This window comes from Shinella yambaruensis (assembly GCF_050859155.1).
Classification (GTDB): Bacteria; Pseudomonadota; Alphaproteobacteria; order Rhizobiales; family Rhizobiaceae; genus Shinella; species Shinella yambaruensis.
In genome coordinates this window covers 532,852-554,186 of record NZ_CP150638.1, presented here as the reverse complement: position 1 = coordinate 554,186, position 21,335 = coordinate 532,852, and the positions used below count along the sequence as shown (strand labels likewise).

At 63.8% G+C, this 21,335-nt stretch carries 19 protein-coding genes; 2 read left to right on the top strand and 17 right to left on the bottom strand.

The annotated features are described in order from the left end of the window. Positions 1 to 4 precede the first annotated feature (4 nt). The 7 genes from WMC41_RS02675 to WMC41_RS02645 all read right to left on the bottom strand — a co-directional run bounded on the left by WMC41_RS02675 (position 5) and on the right by WMC41_RS02645 (position 6,944). A complete protein-coding gene (locus WMC41_RS02675) occupies positions 5 to 778 on the bottom strand; it encodes an SDR family NAD(P)-dependent oxidoreductase (RefSeq protein WP_432346944.1) in 774 nt (257 codons plus the stop codon). Next, positions 775 to 2,085, bottom strand: coding sequence for a histidinol dehydrogenase (hisD, locus tag WMC41_RS02670; RefSeq protein ID WP_244768031.1), 1,311 nt, complete (start codon positions 2,083 to 2,085; stop codon positions 775 to 777). Before hisD ends, WMC41_RS02675 begins: the two co-directional genes overlap by 4 nt. A gap of 4 nt (positions 2,086 to 2,089) precedes the next feature. After that, complete coding sequence (locus tag WMC41_RS02665; RefSeq protein ID WP_244768032.1) at positions 2,090 to 2,620, bottom strand: ester cyclase; 531 nt, start codon at positions 2,618 to 2,620, stop codon at positions 2,090 to 2,092. 5 nt (positions 2,621 to 2,625) lie between these two features. Next, positions 2,626 to 3,690: an ABC transporter ATP-binding protein gene (locus tag WMC41_RS02660; protein WP_288083132.1), complete on the bottom strand. Its 1,065-nt coding sequence runs from the start codon at positions 3,688 to 3,690 to the stop codon at positions 2,626 to 2,628. 5 nt (positions 3,691 to 3,695) lie between these two features. Then, the gene (locus tag WMC41_RS02655) at positions 3,696 to 4,577 is read right to left on the bottom strand and encodes a carbohydrate ABC transporter permease (protein ID WP_244768034.1); all 882 of its coding nucleotides are present in this window, start codon (positions 4,575 to 4,577) and stop codon (positions 3,696 to 3,698) included. Positions 4,578 to 4,587: 10 nt separating this feature from the next. Continuing rightward, on the bottom strand, positions 4,588 to 5,616 hold the full coding sequence (locus WMC41_RS02650) for a carbohydrate ABC transporter permease (protein WP_244768035.1): 1,029 nt from the start codon (positions 5,614 to 5,616) through the stop codon (positions 4,588 to 4,590). Between the two features lie 83 nt (positions 5,617 to 5,699). Then, positions 5,700 to 6,944 carry an ABC transporter substrate-binding protein gene (locus WMC41_RS02645; protein ID WP_432346943.1) on the bottom strand — a complete coding sequence of 415 codons (1,245 nt, stop codon included), beginning with the start codon at positions 6,942 to 6,944 and terminating at the stop codon, positions 5,700 to 5,702. A 193-nt stretch (positions 6,945 to 7,137) separates the two neighbouring features. Here WMC41_RS02645 and WMC41_RS02640 point away from each other — a divergent pair, with 193 nt between their 5' ends. Further along, complete coding sequence (locus tag WMC41_RS02640) at positions 7,138 to 8,214, top strand: ester cyclase (protein WP_432346942.1); 1,077 nt, start codon at positions 7,138 to 7,140, stop codon at positions 8,212 to 8,214. Here WMC41_RS02640 and WMC41_RS02635 read toward each other — a convergent pair. From WMC41_RS02635 to WMC41_RS02590, 10 genes are all read right to left on the bottom strand, one after another. Then, the gene (locus WMC41_RS02635; RefSeq protein ID WP_288083136.1) at positions 8,195 to 9,220 is read right to left on the bottom strand and encodes a LacI family DNA-binding transcriptional regulator; all 1,026 of its coding nucleotides are present in this window, start codon (positions 9,218 to 9,220) and stop codon (positions 8,195 to 8,197) included. The two genes, WMC41_RS02640 and WMC41_RS02635, sit on opposite strands and share 20 nt — an antisense overlap. 195 nt (positions 9,221 to 9,415) lie before the next feature. Then, complete coding sequence (locus WMC41_RS02630; RefSeq protein ID WP_432346941.1) at positions 9,416 to 10,069, bottom strand: HAD family hydrolase; 654 nt, start codon at positions 10,067 to 10,069, stop codon at positions 9,416 to 9,418. Positions 10,070 to 10,111: 42 nt separating this feature from the next. Continuing rightward, a complete protein-coding gene (locus WMC41_RS02625) occupies positions 10,112 to 10,894 on the bottom strand; it encodes an SDR family NAD(P)-dependent oxidoreductase (protein ID WP_244768040.1) in 783 nt (260 codons plus the stop codon). A 49-nt stretch (positions 10,895 to 10,943) separates the two neighbouring features. Continuing rightward, the gene (locus WMC41_RS02620) at positions 10,944 to 12,644 is read right to left on the bottom strand and encodes a phytoene desaturase family protein (RefSeq protein ID WP_432346940.1); all 1,701 of its coding nucleotides are present in this window, start codon (positions 12,642 to 12,644) and stop codon (positions 10,944 to 10,946) included. Then, positions 12,641 to 13,729 (bottom strand): aldose epimerase family protein, encoded by a 1,089-nt coding sequence (locus WMC41_RS02615; RefSeq protein ID WP_272804514.1) that lies wholly within the window; start codon positions 13,727 to 13,729, stop codon positions 12,641 to 12,643. Before WMC41_RS02615 ends, WMC41_RS02620 begins: the two co-directional genes overlap by 4 nt. Next, positions 13,726 to 15,432, bottom strand: coding sequence for an ABC transporter permease subunit (locus tag WMC41_RS02610; protein WP_432346939.1), 1,707 nt, complete (start codon positions 15,430 to 15,432; stop codon positions 13,726 to 13,728). The genes WMC41_RS02615 and WMC41_RS02610 overlap by 4 nt, the downstream gene beginning before the upstream one ends. Further along, the gene (locus WMC41_RS02605) at positions 15,425 to 16,495 is read right to left on the bottom strand and encodes an ABC transporter ATP-binding protein (protein ID WP_432346938.1); all 1,071 of its coding nucleotides are present in this window, start codon (positions 16,493 to 16,495) and stop codon (positions 15,425 to 15,427) included. Before WMC41_RS02605 ends, WMC41_RS02610 begins: the two co-directional genes overlap by 8 nt. Before the next feature lie 11 nt (positions 16,496 to 16,506). Continuing rightward, complete coding sequence (locus WMC41_RS02600) at positions 16,507 to 17,604, bottom strand: substrate-binding domain-containing protein (protein ID WP_432346937.1); 1,098 nt, start codon at positions 17,602 to 17,604, stop codon at positions 16,507 to 16,509. 92 nt (positions 17,605 to 17,696) lie between these two features. After that, the gene (locus WMC41_RS02595) at positions 17,697 to 18,350 is read right to left on the bottom strand and encodes an RraA family protein (protein ID WP_432346936.1); all 654 of its coding nucleotides are present in this window, start codon (positions 18,348 to 18,350) and stop codon (positions 17,697 to 17,699) included. 63 nt (positions 18,351 to 18,413) lie between these two features. After that, the gene (locus WMC41_RS02590; RefSeq protein ID WP_432346935.1) at positions 18,414 to 20,129 is read right to left on the bottom strand and encodes an IlvD/Edd family dehydratase; all 1,716 of its coding nucleotides are present in this window, start codon (positions 20,127 to 20,129) and stop codon (positions 18,414 to 18,416) included. A 161-nt stretch (positions 20,130 to 20,290) separates the two neighbouring features. Between WMC41_RS02590 and WMC41_RS02585 the strand changes: the two genes are divergently transcribed. Continuing rightward, complete coding sequence (locus WMC41_RS02585; RefSeq protein ID WP_244768048.1) at positions 20,291 to 21,319, top strand: LacI family DNA-binding transcriptional regulator; 1,029 nt, start codon at positions 20,291 to 20,293, stop codon at positions 21,317 to 21,319. The last annotated feature ends 16 nt before the right edge of the window (positions 21,320 to 21,335 follow it).

The following is a 21,335-nucleotide window of genomic DNA, read 5'->3' as shown; positions in this document are numbered from 1 at the left end:
TCTCCTAACCGGCGGTCCAGCCGCCATCGATAAGAAGGGAAGTTCCGGTGATGAGCGTCGCGGCGTCCGACGCCAGGAAGACGACGGCACCCATGATGTCTTCGATCTCGCCGACCCGGCCGAGCTTGATCTTCTCGGTGATCCATCGCGTCCGCTCGGGGTTGGCGAAGGTCTGCTCGGTCAGCGGCGTGCGGATGAAGGTCGGGCAGATCGTGTTGACCCGGATGGCGTGCGGCGCCCATTCGATCGCCACCGCCTTGGTCATGCCTTCGAGCGCATGTTTCGACGCCGCATAGACCGAGCGGTCGACCCCGCCGACATGGCCCATCTGGGACGAGATCGTGACGATCGATCCGCCGCGGCCGCGGGCGATCATGCCGCGCGCGACTTCAGCCGCCGAGAAATGCGCCGCCCGCCAGTTGATGGCCGAAACGCTGTCGAAATCGGCGACCTGCGTCTCCAGCGCGGGACCATGGCGCGCAGTCCCCGCGCTGTTGACATAGATGTCGAAGGGTTCGAGCCCGCCGATGGCGTCCCGCATCGCGGCGATATCCGCGATGTCGAACGCTATCGCTTCGGCCTTTCCGCCTTCCGCGCCGATTGCCCTCACCACGTCCGCAAGCCGCTCCCGGCCTCGGGCGGCACACACGACATGCGCGCCCGCCGCCGCCAGCGCCGCGGCAGCGCCGAGCCCGATCCCGGACGACGCCCCCGTGACCAGGGCGCGACGGCCATCCAGCCGGAACGACGGCGTGCGTGGCAGGGATGCGGGGGTCATTCGGCGGCCGCTCCGTATGGCACGTTCCGGCCGCCATAGCGGCGCACGCGCACATTGGCCTGCTCCGCATGGCCGACGAAACCTTCCAGCATGCACAGGCGCGAGCAATATTCGCCGATCGTCGCGGCCGCCTCGTCGGTCAGCACCTTCTGGTAGGAATGCGTCTTGAGGAATTTGCCGACCCACAGCCCGCCGGTATATCGGCCGGCTTTCTTGGTCGGCAGGGTGTGGTTTGTGCCGATCACCTTGTCGCCATTAGCGACATTGGTGCGCGGTCCCAGGAACAGCGCGCCATAGGCCGTCATGTTCTCCAGATACCAGTCGTCGCGGTCGGTCATCACCTGCACATGCTCGGAGGCGATGTCATTGGCGACGGCAAGCATCTCCTCATGGCTGTCGCAAAGGACGACCTCGCCGTAATCGCGCCAGGAGGCGGATGCCGTCTCGGCGGTCGGAAGCAGCTTCAGCAGGCGTTCGACCTCGGCCATCGTCGCCTCGGCGAGCCGGCGCGAATTGGTCACCAGCACGGCGGGCGAATTGTAGCCATGCTCCGCCTGGCCCAGCAGGTCGGTGGCGCAGACCTCCGCGTCCACCGTCTCGTCGGCGATGACCATCGTCTCGGTCGGGCCTGCGAAGAGGTCGATGCCGACCCGCCCGAAAAGCTGGCGCTTGGCTTCCGCGACATAGGCGTTGCCGGGGCCGACGAGCATGTGCACCGGCTCGATCGTCTGCGTGCCGAGCGCCAGCGCGCCGACGGCCTGGATGCCGCCCAGCACGTAGATCTCATGCGCGCCGCCGAGATGCATCGCCGCGATGACGGCCGGGTTCGGCGCACCCTTGAAGGGCGGTGTCGCCGCAGCGATCCGCGGCACGCCGGCCACGGACGCGGTCAGCACCGACATATGCGCCGAAGCGACCATCGGGAATTTGCCGCCCGGAACGTAGCAGCCGACCGACTGGACCGGCAGGTTGCGATGCCCGAGGATGATGCCCGGGAGCGTCTCGATCTCGACATCCGTCATCGAGGCGCGCTGCGCTTCGGCAAAGCGCCGGACCTGTGCCTGGGCGAAGCGGATATCCGCCATGTCGCGGGCGGAGACCCGGTTCATCAGGGCCTCGATCTCGGACGCGGTCAGCCGGAAGGCCGGCGGATCGTAGCGGTCGAACTTGACGGACAGCGCGCGGACGGCGGCATCGCCGCGCGCCTCGATATCCGCCAGGATCGCCTCGACATTGGCGCGGACCGTGGCGTCGTCGCCCGACCGCTCCTCCGCGGACTTTCCCTTCTTCAGATACGTGACAGGCATGGTCTCATCCCTGCTTCTTCGGCGGAACCTTCTCGCCGCTGTCATAGGCTTCCCAGCCATGGCCGTTGAACGGATCGACGCCGAGCTGGCGCATCACATGGGGGAAATCGACGGTGACCCAGTTATCGACGATCTTGCCGTCGACGACCTTCCAGAAGTCCATGTAGCGGATCTCGACCCGCTTGCCGGTCGGGGCGATGCCCATGAACTCGCCGGAATGGGTGGCTTCCTGGCGTCCGAAGGCAGCCCCCCACTCGCCGTCGAAGAGACGCGCCTCGTCGACGCAGACCTTGTCGGAGAAGGCGGCCTGGAACGGATGCTGCCAGTTCCGCTGGAATTCCTTGAGGCCCATCTTGGTGCCGCAGCCGGCATTGCCGAGCCAGCGGAAATTCTCGGCGAAGAACTCGCCGATATCGGAGATGCGATGGTCGTTGAGGCCATCGACCATGCCTTCGATCACGGCCTTGGTCTCGGCGGTCTTGCTGTGGTCGTTGTCCTTGGTGAGGACGCCCTGTTCCGGTCTTGAGCCTTTCATGTCAATCAATCCTTTCCTGGATGTTCGATGCGATGCCCGCTGCGGGCATCGAAGAAGTGGCAGATCGAGGCCGGCACGGTGATCCCCACCGGTGCGCCGATCGCGATGCGGAAATCCTTGGGTGTCTTGACCGCGGCGAGCGCCTTGCCGCATTGCACGGTCACCATCGAGGCATCGCCGAGCAGCTCCATGGAATAGACCGGCGCGCTTATCTGGCCGCCCTGGTCCGCCACGCCGGCATCCTCGGCCCGGAAGCCCAGCGTCACCGGACCGTCCGGCATGCCGGCAAGGCCCTCGACCCGCATGTTGGTCGCGGTGAAAACGCCGGACCGGATGTCGCCTTCGATGAGGTTCATGGCCGGCGAGCCGATGAAGCCGGCAACGAAGGTGTTCGCCGGGCGGTCGTAGATCTGCATCGGCGTGCCGACCTGCTGCACGATCCCACGGTTCATGACGACCACGCGGTCGGCGAGCGTCATGGCCTCGATCTGGTCATGGGTGACGTAGATCGTGGTGGTCTTCAGTTCGTGGTGCAGGTTCTTGATCTGGGCGCGCGTCGAGACGCGCAGCTTGGCATCGAGATTGGACAGCGGCTCGTCCATCAGGAAGACGGTCGGCTGGCGCACGATGGCGCGGGCGAGCGCCACGCGCTGCCGTTGACCGCCGGACAGCGCCGCCGGCCGCCGCTCCAGGAAGTCGCCGAGCTCGACCATGGCAGCCGCCCGCATGACGCGTTCATGGTGGGTCTCGCGCGGAACCTTGCGCACCCTCAGCGGGAACCGGATGTTCTCGTAGACCGACATGGTCGGATAGAGGCCGTAGGACTGGAACACCATGGCGATGTCGCGGTCCTTGGGCTCCAGCGTGTTGACCACACGATCGCCGATCCAGATCTCGCCGTCGGAGATGGTTTCGAGACCGGCGATCATGCGCATGGTCGTGGTCTTGCCGCAGCCCGAGGGGCCGAGCAGCACAAGGAACTCCCCGTCGGCAATGTCGAGGCTGAGCGCATCGACGCCGGTGAACCCCGCCCATTTCTTGCTTACATTCTTGAGGCTGATGGTCGCCATGCCGGTTAACCCTTGACTGCGCCGGCGGTGAGCCCGCTGACGATGTGGCGCTGGAAGAAAAGCACGAGGATGAAGAGCGGCACCGTGGCCGAGACGACCGCCGAGACGGCGAACATCACATTGCCCTGCACCTGCGTGCTGCCCATGAAGCTCGCGATCTTCGGCACCATCGTCTGGTTTTCCTGCGAGAGCAGGACGGCGGTGACCGCAAAATCGTTGTAGGCGAGCAGGAAGGAGAACAGGCCGGTGGTGATCACGCCCGGCCACATGACCGGGATGATGACCAGCCGGAACGCCTGGAAGCGTGAACAGCCGTCGACCATCGCGCTCTCGTCGAGGTCCTTCGGGATGGTCTGGAAGAAGGAATTGAGCATCCAGATGGTGAAGGGCTGGTTGATCGCCACGAGCACGATGATCGCCGTGGACAGATAGCCCCAGACACCGAGCTGGAAGAAGGGCAGCAGATAGCCCGACAGCAACGTGATATGCGGCATGGCGCGGAAGATCAGCGCCGCGATCAGGATCCAGAAGGCATAGCGGGCGGTCGAGCGCGACAGGGCGTAGCCACCCAGCGTGCCGAAGGTCAGCGAGATGACCACGACGAAGCCGGTCACGATGCCGGTATTGATGACCGAACGCCAGAACTCGCGTTCGACCCAGGCGCCGTAATAGCCTCGGCCGGTGAAGCTGCTGCCGGTCTCGGCGAGCGTCTGGACGCCGTAGAGCGCATTCAGCCAGTCCTGGCGCGAGAAGAAATCGCCCTGCACCTTGAACGATCCCCAGAGCGTCCAGACGAAGGGGAAGGCCGCCATCAGCAGCCAGAGCGTGATGAAGCCGATCGCGGCCCCGCGCATCCAGGGTGAGGTCTTTGCAGTCAGGACCGACATGGCCAACTCCTCAGTGCCGACGCTTGAAATCGCGCCAGGTCCGCACGAGCACGGGCGCCATGAGAATGCAGATGCCGATGATGGTCAGCATCGAGGTCGCCGCCGCCGAGCCGAAGAGCGGCGCGCCGGTGCTGCGCAGATCGGTGTAGATCGCGTAGGAGAGCGATGTCGCGCTCGCGCCGGCATTGAAGCCGACGATCGGTTCGAAGACGCGGAAATTATCCATCAGCTGGATCAGCCCGACGAAGATCGCAAGCGGCATCAGGTGCGGCAGGACCACGAAGCGAATGCGCTCGAAACGGTTGGCGCCGTCGATCATCGCGCTTTCGAGCGTGTCATGCGGCAGGGTCTGGAGACCGGCATAGAAGACGACGAAGGCGAAGGGGGCCGAGTGCCAGACGCCATAGACCATGAGCGTGATCCAGGTCAGCGTGGGTGACGCCTTGAGCGAGAGGTCCGGATCGTTGAACAGCGCCTGGAGCGACGCTCCGATGATGCCGTTCGCATCGATCATCCAGAACAGGATCAGCGAGCCGATCAGCGGCGTGATGATCATCGGCAGGAGGGAGGCGAAGATCACCGGCCCCTTCACGAAATACGGGAGCGCGTTGACCGCGAGTGCGATCATGAAGCCGAGGATGAGCACCAGCGGCGTGACCACGAACGTATAGGCGAGCGTGAAGCCCAAGGCCTTGTACAGGGGCAGGCTGCCGACGCGCGTCAGGAAATCGATCGGCCCGCTGGCCTCGGCGAATGCCTCACGCACCTCCTTGGCCGCGAGATGCTTGCGGTCCAGATAGGTGCCGAGGCCGTTGAAGCGGCCGAGCGGCTGGTCGCGCCTGAGTTCGGCCGTCGCCGCCTCGTCGACATGGCTTTCCTTCTTGCAGCCGAAGGGGCCGCAATTCTCGGCGGTCACCATGACCCGCTCGTGCTCGATGAACAGCGACTGGACGACAACCGAGACGATCGGAAGGGCGATGAAGATCAGCATCGCCAGGGCTGACGGCAGGATAAACGCAATGAATGTCCGATGCGGCATCGAGCCCTCCCTTTGTGCCGGTTGTGGATCAGGTGTTCGCGGGCGAGGCAGCCTGCCCGCGACGTGGCGGAGCCGGCGCGGCCCTATTTCAGGAAGCCGGCGGCCTGGGCCGCGGCGCTGTAGGTCGCCTCGACGTCGGAAAGCGCCTTGGCGGCGTCCTCCTTGCCCTGCATGAATTCCGCGAGCCCATTGCCAAGCGCGGTGTGCATCAGGCCCATATAGGGTTCCATCGGATAGGGAAGCGCACCGGCATTCGCCGATTCGAGGGTGCCCTGCGCAAGCGGTCCCGGGTTGAAGCCGTCCGCCAGCCAGACCGCCTTGTCGGTATTGGCATTGGCGACCTCCTTGGTCACGCCCGATGCCAGTGCCTTGAAGGTCGCCGCAGCGTCGTCGTCGGAGATGTTGGTCGCCAGCGTGAAACCATCCCACCAGAGCGTCGTGGCGGGGATCGTGCCGCCGGCGACCGTCGGTGCGGCGGCGAACTTGATGTTGCCGGTGATCTCGGGCTTCGAGCCCTCCCCATCCGTCACCGCGCCGGCGCGCGAGCCCCAGAAGTTCGCCATGGCGACGTTTCCGGCCTCGAATTCGGCCTGGAGCGCGTTGGAATCGAAGGTCAGGTAGTCCGGGTTCATGTAGGCGCTCAGCGCCTTCATCATCTCCAGCGCCGCCACACCCTTCTCATTGTTGATCGCAGGCTCGGCCGAGCCTTCCTTGAAGAAAGTGCCGCCCATGCCGATGTACATGTTGACGAATTCCTCGCCGAGGTCCCAGCCGGCCTTGTAGGTGCCGCCGAAGGGATATTTCACGAGGCCCTTGTCCTTGATGGCCTTGGCCGCGGCAAGCACCTCCTCATAGGTCTTCGGCGGCTCGACGCCGGCCGCCTTGAGAATGTCCTCGCGATAGAACAGGTGCTGCGCATTGGCCATGAAGGCGACGGCCATGACCTTGCCGTTGATGGTGATCAGCTGGGTCTTCTTGAGCCCGGCGCCATCCTTCGCGACGTAATCGTCGAGCGGCCGGATGAGGCCGTCGTTGAGGAGCGGCAGGATCGAGGAGCTGGCGACGATCTGGGACGTGTATTCGGCGGGTTTCGCCTTCAGCGCGGCGACCGCGAGGCTCTCGTGATCCTGGGTCAGGTTCACCTTGAACTGCACCGTATCGCTCCGACAGGTCGCGGCCGCGGCCGTGACCGCCTGGATCGCCGGAAAATCATTGCCCAGAATGCGGATCGAGCCCTTCTCGATCCCGCATGCGGCCTGCGCCGTCGTCGCCAGCGCCATCAACATGGCTCCGGACAACAGCGCCTTCATCGTGACTGTCATTGTCATCTGCGTTCTCCTTCTGGTCGGTTCTTCTTGTTTTCGGCGTCGATCGTCCGCCGTCCCAACCGGCGCCTGACCCGATGATTAAAGGCTTGCAAAAAATGACTACGTAGTCAATAACAATTTTCAAGTTTGGCGACTAAGCCCTTTGCAGGACATTCGCCGCCGCGCCGCGACCACCGATATGGGAGGACAGGAAATGCAGAATTCGGACCGGCATGTCGCCAACAAGCAAAGCCTGTACCGGGCGTTGCAGGAGATCGCCGAAGCGGCGGCGTCAGAGCTTCCGGCCCGCCTGGCCTCGGTGTCGACGGCAGATGCGCAGTGGCGAATGTCGCATCCCCTCAACGAAATGACAGGACGCGACCAGGCGCTCGAAACGGTCTGGCTGCCTCTCAAGCGCGCCCTCCCCGACCTCGAGCGGCGCGACCTGATCCTCATCGGCGGCGACTATCAGGGGCGGGATTATGTCGCTGCCGTCGGCCACTATTGCGGCACGTTCCGGCACGATTGGCTGTCGATCCCGGCCACGGGCCGGCCCGTCTTCCTGCGCTACGGCGAGGTCTACGAGGTCAAAGACGGCAAGATCGTCCAGGCCACCTGCCTCTGGGACATTCTCGACCTCATCAGGCAGGCGGGCTTCTGGCCCATCGCGCCGAGTCTGGGCACCGAAGGGCACTGGGCGGGGCCTATCACCGGCGACGGCATCGTCCTGACGGCGACCGATCCCGGACAGTCCGCCGCCAGCATCGCGCAGACGCTGGCGATGCACAAGACGCTCGGCGACTACAACGATCTCGACGGCCGCGGAAGGCAGGGCCTTCTCGACATGCCGCAGAAAGAATATTGGCATCCGAAGATGATGTGGTACGGGCCGTCGGGGATCGGTACGACGAGGGGGCTCCAGGGCTTCGTCGATTACCACCAGCTGCCTTTCAGGCTGGCCTTCCCCAATCGCAAGGGCGGCGGTCAGTGGACCGAGAAGGACGTGGCCGCGTCCGCCAAGAAGGGCGGCCATTACATCCGCGTCGGCGACGGGCCCTATTCCGTGACGGGCGGATGGCCAAGCGTCATGGCCTATCACAGCGGCGGAAGCTTTCTCGACGTCGGCGCCACCGACAGGCTCGTCACGATGCGCGTGATGGACTTCTATCTGCATCACGAGGGCCTGATCCGCGAGAACTGGGTGCCGCTCGATATTCTCGACCTGCTGACGCAGATGGGGGTCGATGTCATCGACCGGATGCAAAGCCACTTCAATCGGGGGCGGATGTGACCGGAAGCTTCGCCGAGGCGCGAACGACGAGACGGCTCGGCAGCACCACGTTCCGCCGGCGGACGACCTCCTCGTTGATCTGCGCGAGCAGGATCTCGATCGTGGCATCGATCATCGCCTCTCCCGGCTGCGCCACGGTGGTGAGCTTGTAGCCCTTCCAGGACGACTCGGGAACATCGTCATAGGCAACAATGGACACGTCGTCGGGAATCCGCAAATTCAGTTCGTCACGGATCACGTCCATGACCGAAAAGGCCATGTGGTCGTTGGCGACGAAAATGGCGTCCGGACGCTCGCTTCCCCTGAAGAGCGCGCGCGTCGCCTCGGCCGCGCCTTCGAACGTATAGGCGCCGACCGCGCGAGCGAACACCGGTACGCCGCGCTCGGCCATTCCCTTGTTGAAGCCCGCCTCGCGGTCCCGGTTGGTCGAGGAGTCCTCGGCCCCGGCAATGAAGGCGATGCGCCGGTGGCCGCCGTCCACCAGGAAATGCGCGATCTGCCGGCCGCCCTCCATATTGTCCGACGTCACGGAACTGGCAGGCGAAGACGAAACATATCGATTGAACAGGACGACCGGCACGCCCGTCCGCGCGCATTCGCGCGCCAGCGACGACGACAGCGTGGCCGAGACCATGACGATCCCCTCGACCTGGTATTGCATGATCTGCTCGACGACTTCGTCCTGCTTTCCCGGCTCCGTCATGAAGAGCAGGACGTGATAGCCATGCCTTTGGAGCTTTCGCGACAATTGTTCGAGGACGATGGGATAGAACTGGTTGTCGAGATAGGCGACCAGAAGCGCGATCAGCCTGGACTTGCCGCTGTTCATCGCCCGCGCCAGCGCATTCGGCCTGTAGCCGAGCTCGGCGGCGGCCTTGAGCACCTTTTCGCGCATTTTTTTCGAGACGCTGGCTCCGGGTCGAAACACCCGGCTTACCGCCGATTGCGACACACCTGCCAGACGCGCAACTTCAATCGAGTTTGCCGGGTTCTTTGGAGATGACATTGCCCATCGGTTCCTTGGAGGTAACTTCCATTAACCCATGGGAGCCGGTGCCGGCAACGGCCGACGCCGAAATTTTGACTACGTGAGCAAAGGTGGGCCGCAGAGACCCGGGCGGTTCCTCCCCCGTAGACGCTGAAAGCGACGGTTCCGATCTCGATGATTTCGTCCTCGTCCCCTTCATGCCGGACAATTCGGTTATCCCTGTCCGTTGATGAGCGCGACGAGGTTCAAGAGGTTGCCTTCCCTTTGAACGCCGTCCGGGAACCTGTCCGGCACGCCGGGGGCGACGATCGCCAGGAATGGAATGCCGAGGTCCACTGCGGCGTGATATTCCATGAGGGAATCGCCGATGGCGAGAACCTCCCCCGCCTCGACGGCATCCTCGCCGAGTATCCGGCGAAATTCGGAGAGCTTGGATTTCGGCGCACCACCGATCGACTTGAACCGGTTGCAAATCCCGCGCTCGGCCAAAGCGCTCCGAAGCTCGTCTTCGGGGGCGGCGGAAACGACATGCTGGGCCGCGATGCCATGAAGGCGCGTTATCCCTTCCAGCGCGCCATCGATAAAGCGCGCCGATGCGACGGCAGCCTCCACGGCCGCGCGATACTGCGTGCAGAGTTCGGCGAGCCGGGCCTCCGATATCGGCCGGTGGAAGACAGTCCCCTCGAAGTATCGGAACTTCTCGTAGCGTGACATGCCGCCATTGGCTTCGGCATAGGCCCTGATGGCGGCGATCTTCGCAGGATCCTCGTCGCGGTAGACATGCGCGAACGCATCGACCTTGGCGCTCACCGTATCAAGGATGACGCCATCGAAATCGTAGATGATCGATCGGTATCTTGTCTTCACGCCAAACATCTCCTGGCCAGCCGCCGCCAAGGCGCCTGCGGATCAGATCCAGCCCGCATCGACGATGAAGGACTGCTTCGAGATCATCCGGCTGTCGTCGGAGGCCAGGAACAGGGCCATGCGTGCGATTTCCGGCGGATAGATCCGGCCGGGAAGAACCTGCCGCGCATCGATCTGCTTTTCGCCCTCGGGCGTGAGCCACAGGTCCACCTGCCGTTCGGTCATGATCCAGCCCGGAGCGATGGAGTTGACGCGGATATTGTCCGGGCCGAGCTCGCGCGCCAGTGCACGCGTCATTCCGTGCACCGCGGCCTTTGCCGTGACGTAGCACACGCCGTCGCCATCCGCCTCCATCCAGGTTATGGAGGAGAGATTGATGATCGAGCCGCCACCCAACCCTTTCATCTGCGAAACGACGGCCTTGGCCGCGAACACCTGGTGCCGCAGGTTCACCGCTATGCGATCGTCGAAATATTCCGACGTAACCTCGGAAAGCTGGTGACGGTCGTCATTGCCCGCATTGTTGACAAGAACGCTGATCGGCCCGCGCTCGACCCCGCTCTTCGTGATGAAGGCCTCGAGCGCCTCGACATTGCGCAGGTTGAGATACTGGTAGACCGGCGGACGGCCACCGCGGGCGACACAGCCCTTGATCACATCCGCCGCTGCATCGTCGTTCAAATCGACGAAGGTGACGACAGACCCCTGATCGACGAAATGCTCCACAAGCGACCTGCCGATGCCCGATGCACCGCCGGTGATGAAGACATGCTTGTCCTTGAGACTAGGGTAGCTTGCGCGCCCTTCCATGAGATCGTAGTTCATCTTGTGTCCTTTGACTGATCGGTACGATGGCGCCTCGGCGCCCCTGTTGTCATTTCGATTTGGCGAAGAGGCGCGTGACGCCGCGCAGAAGCTTGCTTTGGGCGACCTGGTAACCGAGATCCTTGCCGACGCCCGTTTCCAGGACACGGTCCATCAGGCTCTTGCTGAGTTCCGTATGGCGCCGCACCGGGGCACGATCGCCGGACATGTCGGCGAGCACCCGCCTGGCCGCATTGTGGCCGGGAGCCCCGGTCACGCCACCACCCGGATGCGCACCGGAACCGCAGAGATAGAGGCCCTCCACCGCCGTGCGGTATCCGTCCCCGCCCGGCGCCTTGCGCTCCGAGAACAGGTTTTCGAGGCCCACGATGGAACGCTGGAAGATGTTGCCGCCGGGCAGGCCGTAGGTACGCTCGAGATCGAGAGGCGACACCGTATTTCGGCCGATGACATGACCGCGAAGGTTCGGCGCAAACCGGTAGAAGGTCTCCATGACACGGTCGGTCCAGGCTTCCTTGTGGTCGTCCCAGTCGCCCTTCTCCAGATGGAACGGCAATTGCTGGACACCGAGCAGCAGCGTGTGCTGCCCCGGCTTGCAGACGCTGGGATCGGTCGCGGAATGGATGAGGCCTTCGATGACGAAATCATCAGGAAACTGCCCGCGCCGCTGGGCTTCCGCCGCAGCTTCGTAGTTCTCGGCTGATGCGTTGAGGATCGTGTGGCCGAGATGCTGCGGCCCGAGGCCGGGCTCGAAGCCATTATAGTGCGGCAGCGTATCGAGCAGCACGTGGATGCGGGCCATGGAGCCCCGCACGTCGGTGCGGAGCGCTTCCCTGCGCCATTCCTCCTTCATCGCCCCGGCCGGGACCAGCCTGCCGAGGGCGACCGTCGGCGCGGCGTTCGACATGACGATATCGGCGTTGACAACGTCGCCACCGACAAGGCGAACGCCCGCCGCCCGGCCGCCGCGCACGAGGATTTCCGCGACGGGCGCGGAGGTGCGCACCACGGCCCCGAACGCTTCCGCACCCTTGCGGAGCGCGGCGGTGATCGAGCCCATGCCGCCGACCGGAATGCCCCACCGCCCGAATACGTTCTCGAACTGTCCGAAGGCATGGTATCCGTAGACATGCGCCGTCGTCGGCGTCTGCGGCCCGCCCCAGGTCGAGACCATGGCAAGGAAGGTCATGTAGGCCTTGAGCCGGGGCGAGACGAAATACCGGTCGAGCAGATCCTGGGCCGACACGACCATGAACTCGTTGAGAAGCTCAGTCTCGCCCAGACGTTCGAAGCGCCCGAACACTTCCGAGCGGGTCGGCGGATCAGACAGCAGCCAGTCGCGTGAGATATCGGCAAACCGCTTCAGCCTCGAGCCGAACTCGAAGAACCGACGCGCGTCATCCGGCGAGTGCCGGCCGATCGACTTCAATGTCTCGTCTACATCATGGTGGAGCATGAAGTGGTCGCCGTCTTCCCAGAGCGCGACGCCCTGGACTTCCGGTGAGAGCGATCGCAAGCCGAACCTTGCCAGTTCGAGATCGTCGATGACCTCCTGCCGCAGCATGCCCTGGATGAACGAGCAGGACGACCATGTCGCGCCCGGCACCAGTTCCTCGGAGACGCAGGCACCTCCGACCACATGGCGTGCCTCCAGCACGCAAACGGATTTTCCGGCCCGCGCGAGATAGTTGGCCGCAACGAGGCCGTTATGGCCTCCGCCAACAATGACGACATCATATCTCGTGGTCATGACGCAGCATCCGTTCCAAAGGAGAAGACCATTTCATGCCGGTACGTTTCGCCGGGATCGAGACGGCAGGACGGGAAGTGGGAGAAGTTCGGCGAGCCCGGATATTTCTGGGTCTCGAGGGTAAAGCCGCCATACTTGCACAGGCGCTTGCCCTTCTTGCCCATCACCTTGTCCGACAGGTAGCCGGCGGTGTAGAACTGCACGCCCGGCTCCGTCGTATGCATGGTCATCCGCCGGCCGGAGACAGGCTCGTGCACGTCGATGCACCTGCGCAGACCCGGGCCACCGTCGAGGCACCAGTTGTGGTCATATCCGCCGCCAGCTTCGAAAATCGTCGCACCGACGGAGGGCAGCCTGTCTATATCGGCGCCGATGGCCTTGAATTCGGTGAAATCGAACGGCGTGCCCCTGACGCGCAGGATCTCCCCTGTCGCGAGAAGCTCGTCGTCGACCGGCGTATAGAAGCGGCTCGATATCCTGACGTCGTGGCGCAGCACGTCGCCGGAGCCCTGGCCGGCGAGGTTGAAATAGGAATGGTGCACCATGTTCATCAGCGTCGCCTTGGTCGTGTCGGCCTCCATGACGATGCGCAGCGTGTTGTCCGCTGTGAGTGTATAGGTCGCCCGCAGGTTCGACTTGCCGGGAAAGCCCATTTCGCCGTCCTCGGATGTCGTCCTGAAGACGACGCTGTCCGCCGTGACTGTCTCGATGTCCCAGACCTTGCGATCGAAGCCCTGGACGCCGCCATGCAGGTGATTGGCGCCCTCGTTGACGTTGAGGTGGTGCTCGACGCCGTCAAGCACGAACCGGCCGCCCTCGATACGGTTGCCGTACCGGCCGCAAGTCGCGCCGAAATAGGTGTCCGTCGCCGCGTATTCGTCGATCGTGTCGAAGCCGAGGACCACGTCGGCGAGATCGCCGTTACGATCGGGAACGTATAGCTCCGTCAGCCGGGCGCCGAAGGTGATCAGCTTCGCCCTGAGGCCGTTGCCGTTGGCGATGGTGACGGCGAGGATTTCCTGCCCTTCGTAGATGCCGAACACTTCGGCGGCATCGGCTTCTTGTTTCCTGGCGGTGGTGTTCATGCTCGCAGTGTCCTTGCATTGGTGCGATTGATGACCCAGAGCCCGCAGAGAACGAAGGCGACCGAGATCAATCCGATCAGGGTGAAAATGGCGTTGATGGAGGGCGTGAAGCCGAACCGCATCTGGTTCCAGACATAGACCGGAAGCGTCGGCTCGGTGCCCGTCAGGAACAGAGTCACGATGACCTCGTCGACAGAAAGCGTGAAGCCGAGCATGGCGCCGCCGATGATGGCCGAGCGGATCATCGGCAGCAGGACATGCAGCAACGTTTTCATCCGCGTGGCGCCGAGATCGAGCGATGCCTCGACGAAGCTCGGGTCGAGCGCCCTCAGGCGCGTCAGCACGATCAGCATGATGACCGGCATGACGAAGCTCAGATGCCCGACGATCACCCGCGGCAGCCCCTGCGGCAGGCCCGAGAACTGCGCCACGATGGCCAGCGAGATCCCGAGCACGATGCCGGGTATCGCGACGGGGACCGCCAGGGCAAGCTGCAGCACGTTGCCGAAGGCCCGGACACGATAGGCGAGGATGAGAGCGAAAGCGACGCCGATGACCGTGCCGGCCGCCGTCGACAGGACGGCTACGAAAAGCGTGCGCTGGAACGCCTCGATGAGGGCGGTGTTCGTCCACAGTTCCCGATACCACTGGAGCGTGAAACCCGTCAGCGGGAATGTCTGGACACGGCTGTCGTTGAAGGAGAAGACGAGCGTGACCACCAGGGGCGCATAGAGGAACAGATAGGGCAGCGTGACGGCCAGCTTCAGCAGGATCTGGCCGATACGCCCCCGCAGCGTGGCCGCGCGCTTCAGCGTCGCACCCGCGCCCGAATCCACGGCCTGGATGATCCCCTTCGAGCGGCCGAGATAGCCGATGACGGCGAGGATGAGGGCGACCGCGAGCATGAGGATGACAGCCTGCGCGGCGCCCAGCGGCCAGTTCCCGGCCATGCCGAACTGCGATGCGATGACCATGCCGAGCATCGTGCCGTTGAGGCCGCCGACCATGGACGGACTGACATAATCCCCGACGGCCAGCAGGAAGGCGAGGGAAAAGCCGATCGCAAGCCCCTGCCTGGAGAGCGGCCAGACGACGTTCCTGAACGTCTGGAACCGGTTCGCGCCCGCATCCCGGCTTGCTTCCAGCAGGCTTTCCGGAACACGCTCCAGGGCCGTGAAGGAGGAGACGAACACATAGGGAATGGCCATGTAGGCAAGCGTGAGGACGACGGCAAACCGCGTATAGAGGAACGCGTCGGACGGCTCGGACAGGATGCCGAGCGTGACGAGCAGCGAGTTGATCGCGCCGTTCTCGCCAAGGATGACGCGCCAGGCGAACACGCGCATCAGCAGCGAGATCCAGAGCGGGATGACAACCAGCATGACGGCGACCTGCTTCATCCCGCGCATGTAGCGGCTGACGTAGAATGCCAGCGGATAGGCGACGAGCGAGGCGAGCGCGGCGGCGACGAAGGCGGTGACCAGCGTCCGCATCACGAGGACGAGCACGGTCCTCGACTGGAACACGGCCGCATAGTTCCTCAACGTCACCTCGTCCGTCACCAGGCCCGCCGACGCCTTGAAGAAGCTGGTTCCGAAGAGGACGAGGTTGGGGGCGACGACGAGCGCCAGCAGCCAGAGGTAGATCAGCCCCGGCGAGGCGGAGGAGACCAGCTTGGCGAGTTTTTCGGGGGACCTAGTCATCGAGATACACCACGTCGTCGAAGAGGAGACCCGCCGGCACGGTGTCACCGACCTTGAGAGCGAGCCCCTTGCGGGAGGGAACATGGCTCGTCAGCATCTGGCCGCCGCTTTCCATGACGACCTCGATGACGCTGCCGAGGAACATGACCCGAGCGATCCTTGCGTCGAAGGTCACGTCGCAACGGCCTTCCGGCTGCACGTCGAGCGCTTCGAAGCGCAGGGCGACGGCGCTCGGCTGCGCCCTGCCCGCCACGCGGCTGCGGGGAATGTCGACCGGCCCGAACCGCAAGGATGCAGCATCCCCCGGATTCGGCGAAGCGGAAATCCTGTTCGACTTTCCGATGAAGTCGGCAACGAAGGCGTTGGCCGGCCTGTAGTAGATCTCCTCCGGCGTGCCGATCTGCTGGATCAGCCCGCCGCTCATCACGGCGATGCGGTCGGACATGGACAGGGCCTCGCCCTGGTCGTGGGTGACGTAGATGAAGGTGATGCCGAGCGACTTCTGCAGGTCGACGAGGACGTGCTGCATCTGCTCGCGCAGCTTGAGATCGAGCGCGCCGAGCGGCTCATCCAGCAGCAGGATCTTCGGGCGGCCGACGATGGCCCGGGCGAGCGCGGCGCGCTGCCGCTGGCCACCGGACATCTCATGGGGCAGGCGCTCGGCAAAGGCGCCGAGATTGACCTTGGCGATCGCATCATCGACGCGGGTTGCGATCTCCGCCTTCGCAACGCCCTTCATGCGGAGCGGATAGGCAACGTTCCCCCGCACGGTCATGTGCGGGAAGAGGGCGTATGACTGGAAGACCGTGTTGGTATCCCGCAGGTTTGGCGGCAACGTCGTGATGTCGTCGCCTGCCAGCCATATGTTGCCCCGATCCGGCGCCTCGAAGCCCGCGATCAGCCGTAGCGTCGTCGTCTTGCCGCAGCCGGAGGGGCCGAGGAGGGAGAAGAACTCCCCCTCCCCGATGTCCAGGGACAAGTCGTGCAGCGCCTTGTACGCACCGAACGACAATGACAGGCCTGAAAGCCGCAGGAACGGCCCGGAAGCGTTGACTGGGCTCATCGAACGTGTCCTCACAGGGTGCCGGCTTTGAAGTCGTTCCACATCGCCACACGCCGGTCGATGTCCTCCGGCAGTTTCGATATGACCATCTTGTTCCAGAAGCCGTCCTCCATCTGGTCAAGAATGTTCGTATTTGCCAGGGCCTCCGGCGAGACGCCGGCCTTTGCGGCCGCCTCGGGGCTGAGAATGCCGTTGTTGCTGTTGGTGCTGATGAAGCGTGCCTGCCAGGCCGGCGTCAGCGTCTCGTTGATGAAATCGTACACCTCCTTCCTGCGGCCCCGCTCGGTCAGGACGGCGCAGTCGAGCCAGGTGGGCGTGCCTTCCTGCGGGAAGGTATAGGCGAAGTTCTTGCCGAGCGACTTCAGCTTGTTGACGATCGAGATGTTCTGGCAGTAGCCGATCACCGCGTCGCCCGCCGCATAGATCGTCAGGGCATCGTCGAAGCCGCGGGCGATGGTGTTGACCTGGGGCCGCAGGGTGCGCAGCGCATCCGCGCACGCCTCGAACTCCTCGTCCGTCAGGTTGAACGGATCGGCCGCCTTGATCTTGAGCGCGATCATCTGCATGACGACGTAGCCGTCGTCGAACAGGTTGACCTTGCCGGCGTATTTCGGATCCCAGAGCGCGTCCCAGCTCTGCGGCTCGCCGCCGGTGGCATCGGCGTTGTACATCAGCGGCTGGTTGCCCCAGTTGTACGGCAGGGCGTAGAGGGTGCCGTCGATCGTGGCCTTCGCCTCCCAGTCCATCGACGAGGCGATGTTCGACCTGTTGGGAACCTGGGAGGCGTCGAAGGGCGCGATCAGGCCCGAGTTCTTGAAGCGATTGGCCGTGCCCGTGTCGAAATAGATGACATCGGGCGAAATGGCGCCCGATTGGACGGTCGCGAACATCTCGTCGATCGATCCGGAGCGGACGGCCTTGATTTTCACGCCGGTTTTTTCCGTGTATTCGGCAATCCACGGGTCGTCCTGATAGGTTTCCCACGTCAGAAGGGTGATCTCACCCTGGTCGGCGAAAGCCCGCTTCGCAAGGCCCGGCAGTGTCACCAGAGCGCCGAGACCCGCGGCGCTCTTCAGGAAGGTTCGGCGGTCAAATTGGTAGTTGCCCATGCTTTTAATCCTCTCTGGTCGGTTAGCGGGGGAGCAATTTCCGGCGACGGCTTCGCCTTCGGCTCTTTTCGGCCGCTCCCCCTTTCGATGACTTACAAAACGCCGTATTTTTCGTAGACTTCGCGCAGCAGCCTGCCCTCCAGGAGTTCGTTCCTGGAATTGTTCTCGCTCGTGGCCTTGGTCATGGCGAGATCGAGCACCTGCTGCTCGATCTCCTGCGGAATGACAACGACACCATCGATGTCGGCGAAGACGATGTCGCCGGAGCGGACGGTCACACCCGCGCAGATGATTTCCGTGTCATGCTCGATCATCTTTGCGCGGCCGATACTGTCGAGCGGGCCGATGCCGCCGTGGAACACCGGAAATCGGAGGTGCTTGATGTGCTTGGTGTCGCGCACGAGGCCATCCGTCACGCACCCGTTGGCGCCCCGCATCTTGGCCGCTGTCGACAGAAGCTCCCCCCAGGGAGCGATGCGCTCGGTCGGGCCATTGCAGGCGAGCACGGCGACATCGTCCTTCGTCAGGCTGTCCACAAGCTCCATTTCGAGTTCGTAGGGGTTGTCGTTGTCGCGCCTGCCGTAGACGGTCGCGTAAAGGCCGGTCCGCGCACGGCCCATCAGGACCGATGCATCGTCGACGGGGCGGATGAATGGCCGCATCGCCTGGCTGGTCCGGCCGAGACTGTCCATCACGTCGGATAGCACGCCGGTGTAGAGCTGCTTTGCGTAAGTTTCGAACTGCATCGCTTGGTCCTTACTTTAACGATAAACCTTGAAGCCGGAAATAGTGCCAAAAGGGGCGTACGGCTAATGCGCTTCCCTGACGACAGCGTCGCCGCTGGCGCCGACGAGAAAGTCCAGGTCGGCACCCGTATGGGCCTGCATCACATGATCCTGGTAGAGTTTCACAAAGCCGCGCGGGGTGACCGTTCGAGGCTGCACCCACGCCTTCGCGCGTTTCTCAAGCTCGTCTTGGGAGACCAGAAGCTCCAGCGTTCCTTCATAGGCATTCATCCGGATGCGGTCGCCGGTCTTCACCAGAGCGAGCGGTCCGCCCACCGAGGTTTCCGGCGAGACATGCAGGACGACGGCGCCGAAGGCGGTGCCCGACATGCGGGCGTCGGAAATTCTCAGCATGTCGCGCACGCCTTCGCGCACCAGTCGCGCCGGGATCGGCATGTTCCCGACCTCAGCCATGCCGGGATATCCCCTCGGCCCGCAGCCCTGGAGCACCAGCACCGTATCGGCCGTGACCGGCAGGTCGGGATCGTCGATCTTCGTCTTCATTTCCTCGACGGAGGAAAACACATAGGCCTCTCCCTCGTGCACGAGAAGAGATTCCGTCGCCGCCGAAGGCTTGATGACCGCGCCATCGGGCGCGATGTTTCCCCGCAGCACGCGGATGCCGGCTTTTGGCCGAACCGGATTGTCCAGCGCGCGGATCACGTCGTCGTTGAAGCACTCGCCCTCGGCGGCGACCTCGACGACCGAGCGCCCCTCCACCGTCAGCGCATCGCGCAGCATGCCCTTGATCTGCGCGAGAACCGCCGGCACGCCACCGGCATTGCAGAACTCTTCCATCAGGTGCTTGCCCGACGGAAGGCAGTTGACGAGCAGCGGCACGTCGGAGCCGAGGTTGAAATCGTCCAGCTTCAGGTCGACGCCAATTCTTCCAGCAATTGCAAGCAGATGGACGATCGCGTTGGTCGAACCACCCAGCGCCGCATTCGCAAGGATCGCATTCTCGAAACTCGCCCTTGTCAGGATCTTCGAAAGCCGGAGATCCTCGCGCACCATCGCAACGATGCGGTTGCCGGTGAGATGCGCGAGCGCGAAGCGGCGCGCATCGACCGCGGGATAGGCCGAATTCATCGGCAGTGCCACGCCCATAACCTCGACCAGCGAGGCCATTGTCGATGCCGTGCCCATAGTGTTGCAGACGCCGACGGAGCGGCTCATTCCGCTTTCAGCCGCAACGAAGTCCTTCATGGACATCGTGCCTGCCCGCACCTCTTCGGAGAACTTCCAGACATCCGTGCCCGAGGCGATCGTCCTGCCCCGAAAATTGCCGCTGAGTGCCGGCCCGGCCGAGATCATGATGGTCGGCAGATCGACGCTGGCAGCCCCCATCAACTGGGCCGGCGTGGTCTTGTCGCAGCCGGCGAGCAGAACGACACCGTCCATTCCATGGGCGCGGATCGACTCCTCCACCTGCATGGCGAGCAGGTTGCGAAACAGCATGGCGGTCGGGCGCATCTGGTCCTCCCCGAGCGAGCCGACCGGAAATTCCAGCGGCAGGCCACCCGCCTCCCAGATGCCGCGCTTGACGGCCTCAGCGAGGCCCTTCAGGCCCGCATTGCACGGATTGAACTCCGACCAGGTGTTGCAGATGCCGATGACCGGCCGGCCATCGAAGACATGATCGGGCAGCCCCTGCATCTTCATCGAGCTGCGATGGATGAAACCATCCTTCCCGCCGCTGCCGAACCAATCCTGGCTTCTCAGTCTCTGCTTGCGCTCCACGACATGCGCCTCCACGCCTCTGTTGGATTTAGATTTAACGTTAAACCTATCTCCTGTCAACAGGCCAGATTGTTCTCGTTCCGGCGGGCGAGATTGTAAACATCGAGTTGAGTTGTATTGTTGCCGCCAGCGATCGGACCGAATATGTGCAGGCGATGATCATGAAGAAAAATCAACAGGGTCAGGGACGCGCAACCCTTCGGGACGTCGCCGACGCCGCCGGCGTTTCCATCATGACCGTGTCCAACGTCGTGAACGGAAAGACCGCCCGCGTCAGCGATGAAATCCGGCTTCTCGTCAAGGAAAAGATCAAAGACCTGAAATATGTGCCGCATCTGCGCGGCCGCGGCCTGCGGCTGGCGAAAGACTTTGCGATCGGCCTGGTCATGCTGCATCCGGAGCGGCGCTTCCTCAACGATCCCTTCAACACCGAGGTCGCGGCCGGCATGAGCAACAAGCTCGCACAGAACGGTTACGGCCTGCTGATCTTCGGAGCGCAAAATTCGAAGGATCTCGAAAACAAGCTGCCGCGCATTTCGCAGCTGGATGCCCTTGCCGTCTACATCTTCGGCGACACCGCTCAGCGCGACGCTGTCTATACCAAGCTCGCCGCGCTCGGCCTGCCCATGCTCCTCATCGGCGACGAGGCGAACGACAGCCTGGCGGATGCCAGTTTCGTACGCCAGACGAACGAGGAAGGCGCATTCCAGCTGGCCGAGCTTGGGCTTTCGAATGGCGCCCGTAAGATCCTGTTCATGCGCCCGGACCATTTCTGGCCGGCCATGGCGCAGCGCGAACTCGGGGCCCGCAAGGCAGCGGCCGGACGCGCCGATGTCGAAACCATGATCTGCACGGAAATCAACTTCCAGGCCGTCGTGAGCCAGGTGAAGACGCGGCTATCGGCCAACCCGCCGGATTTCGTCATGGGCGGCAACGACCTGTTCGGCATTGCCGCCACGCAGGCGGCGCTTCAGCTCGGCTTCTCCATCAAGAAGGATCTGATGATCACCGGCTTCAACGGATTTGCCTTCCGTGAATATTCGATGCCGCTCCTGACCTCCATGCGCTCGCCTGCCTATGAAATCGGCGAGGCGGCGGCGGCGGCGCTGTTGAAGCGGATCACCAAGGGAAGTTTCCCGGGTGGCAAAGTGCTGAACGTCGAGTTCCTGCCGGGCGATACCTGCGCCTGACGGCAACCCCCGCAAT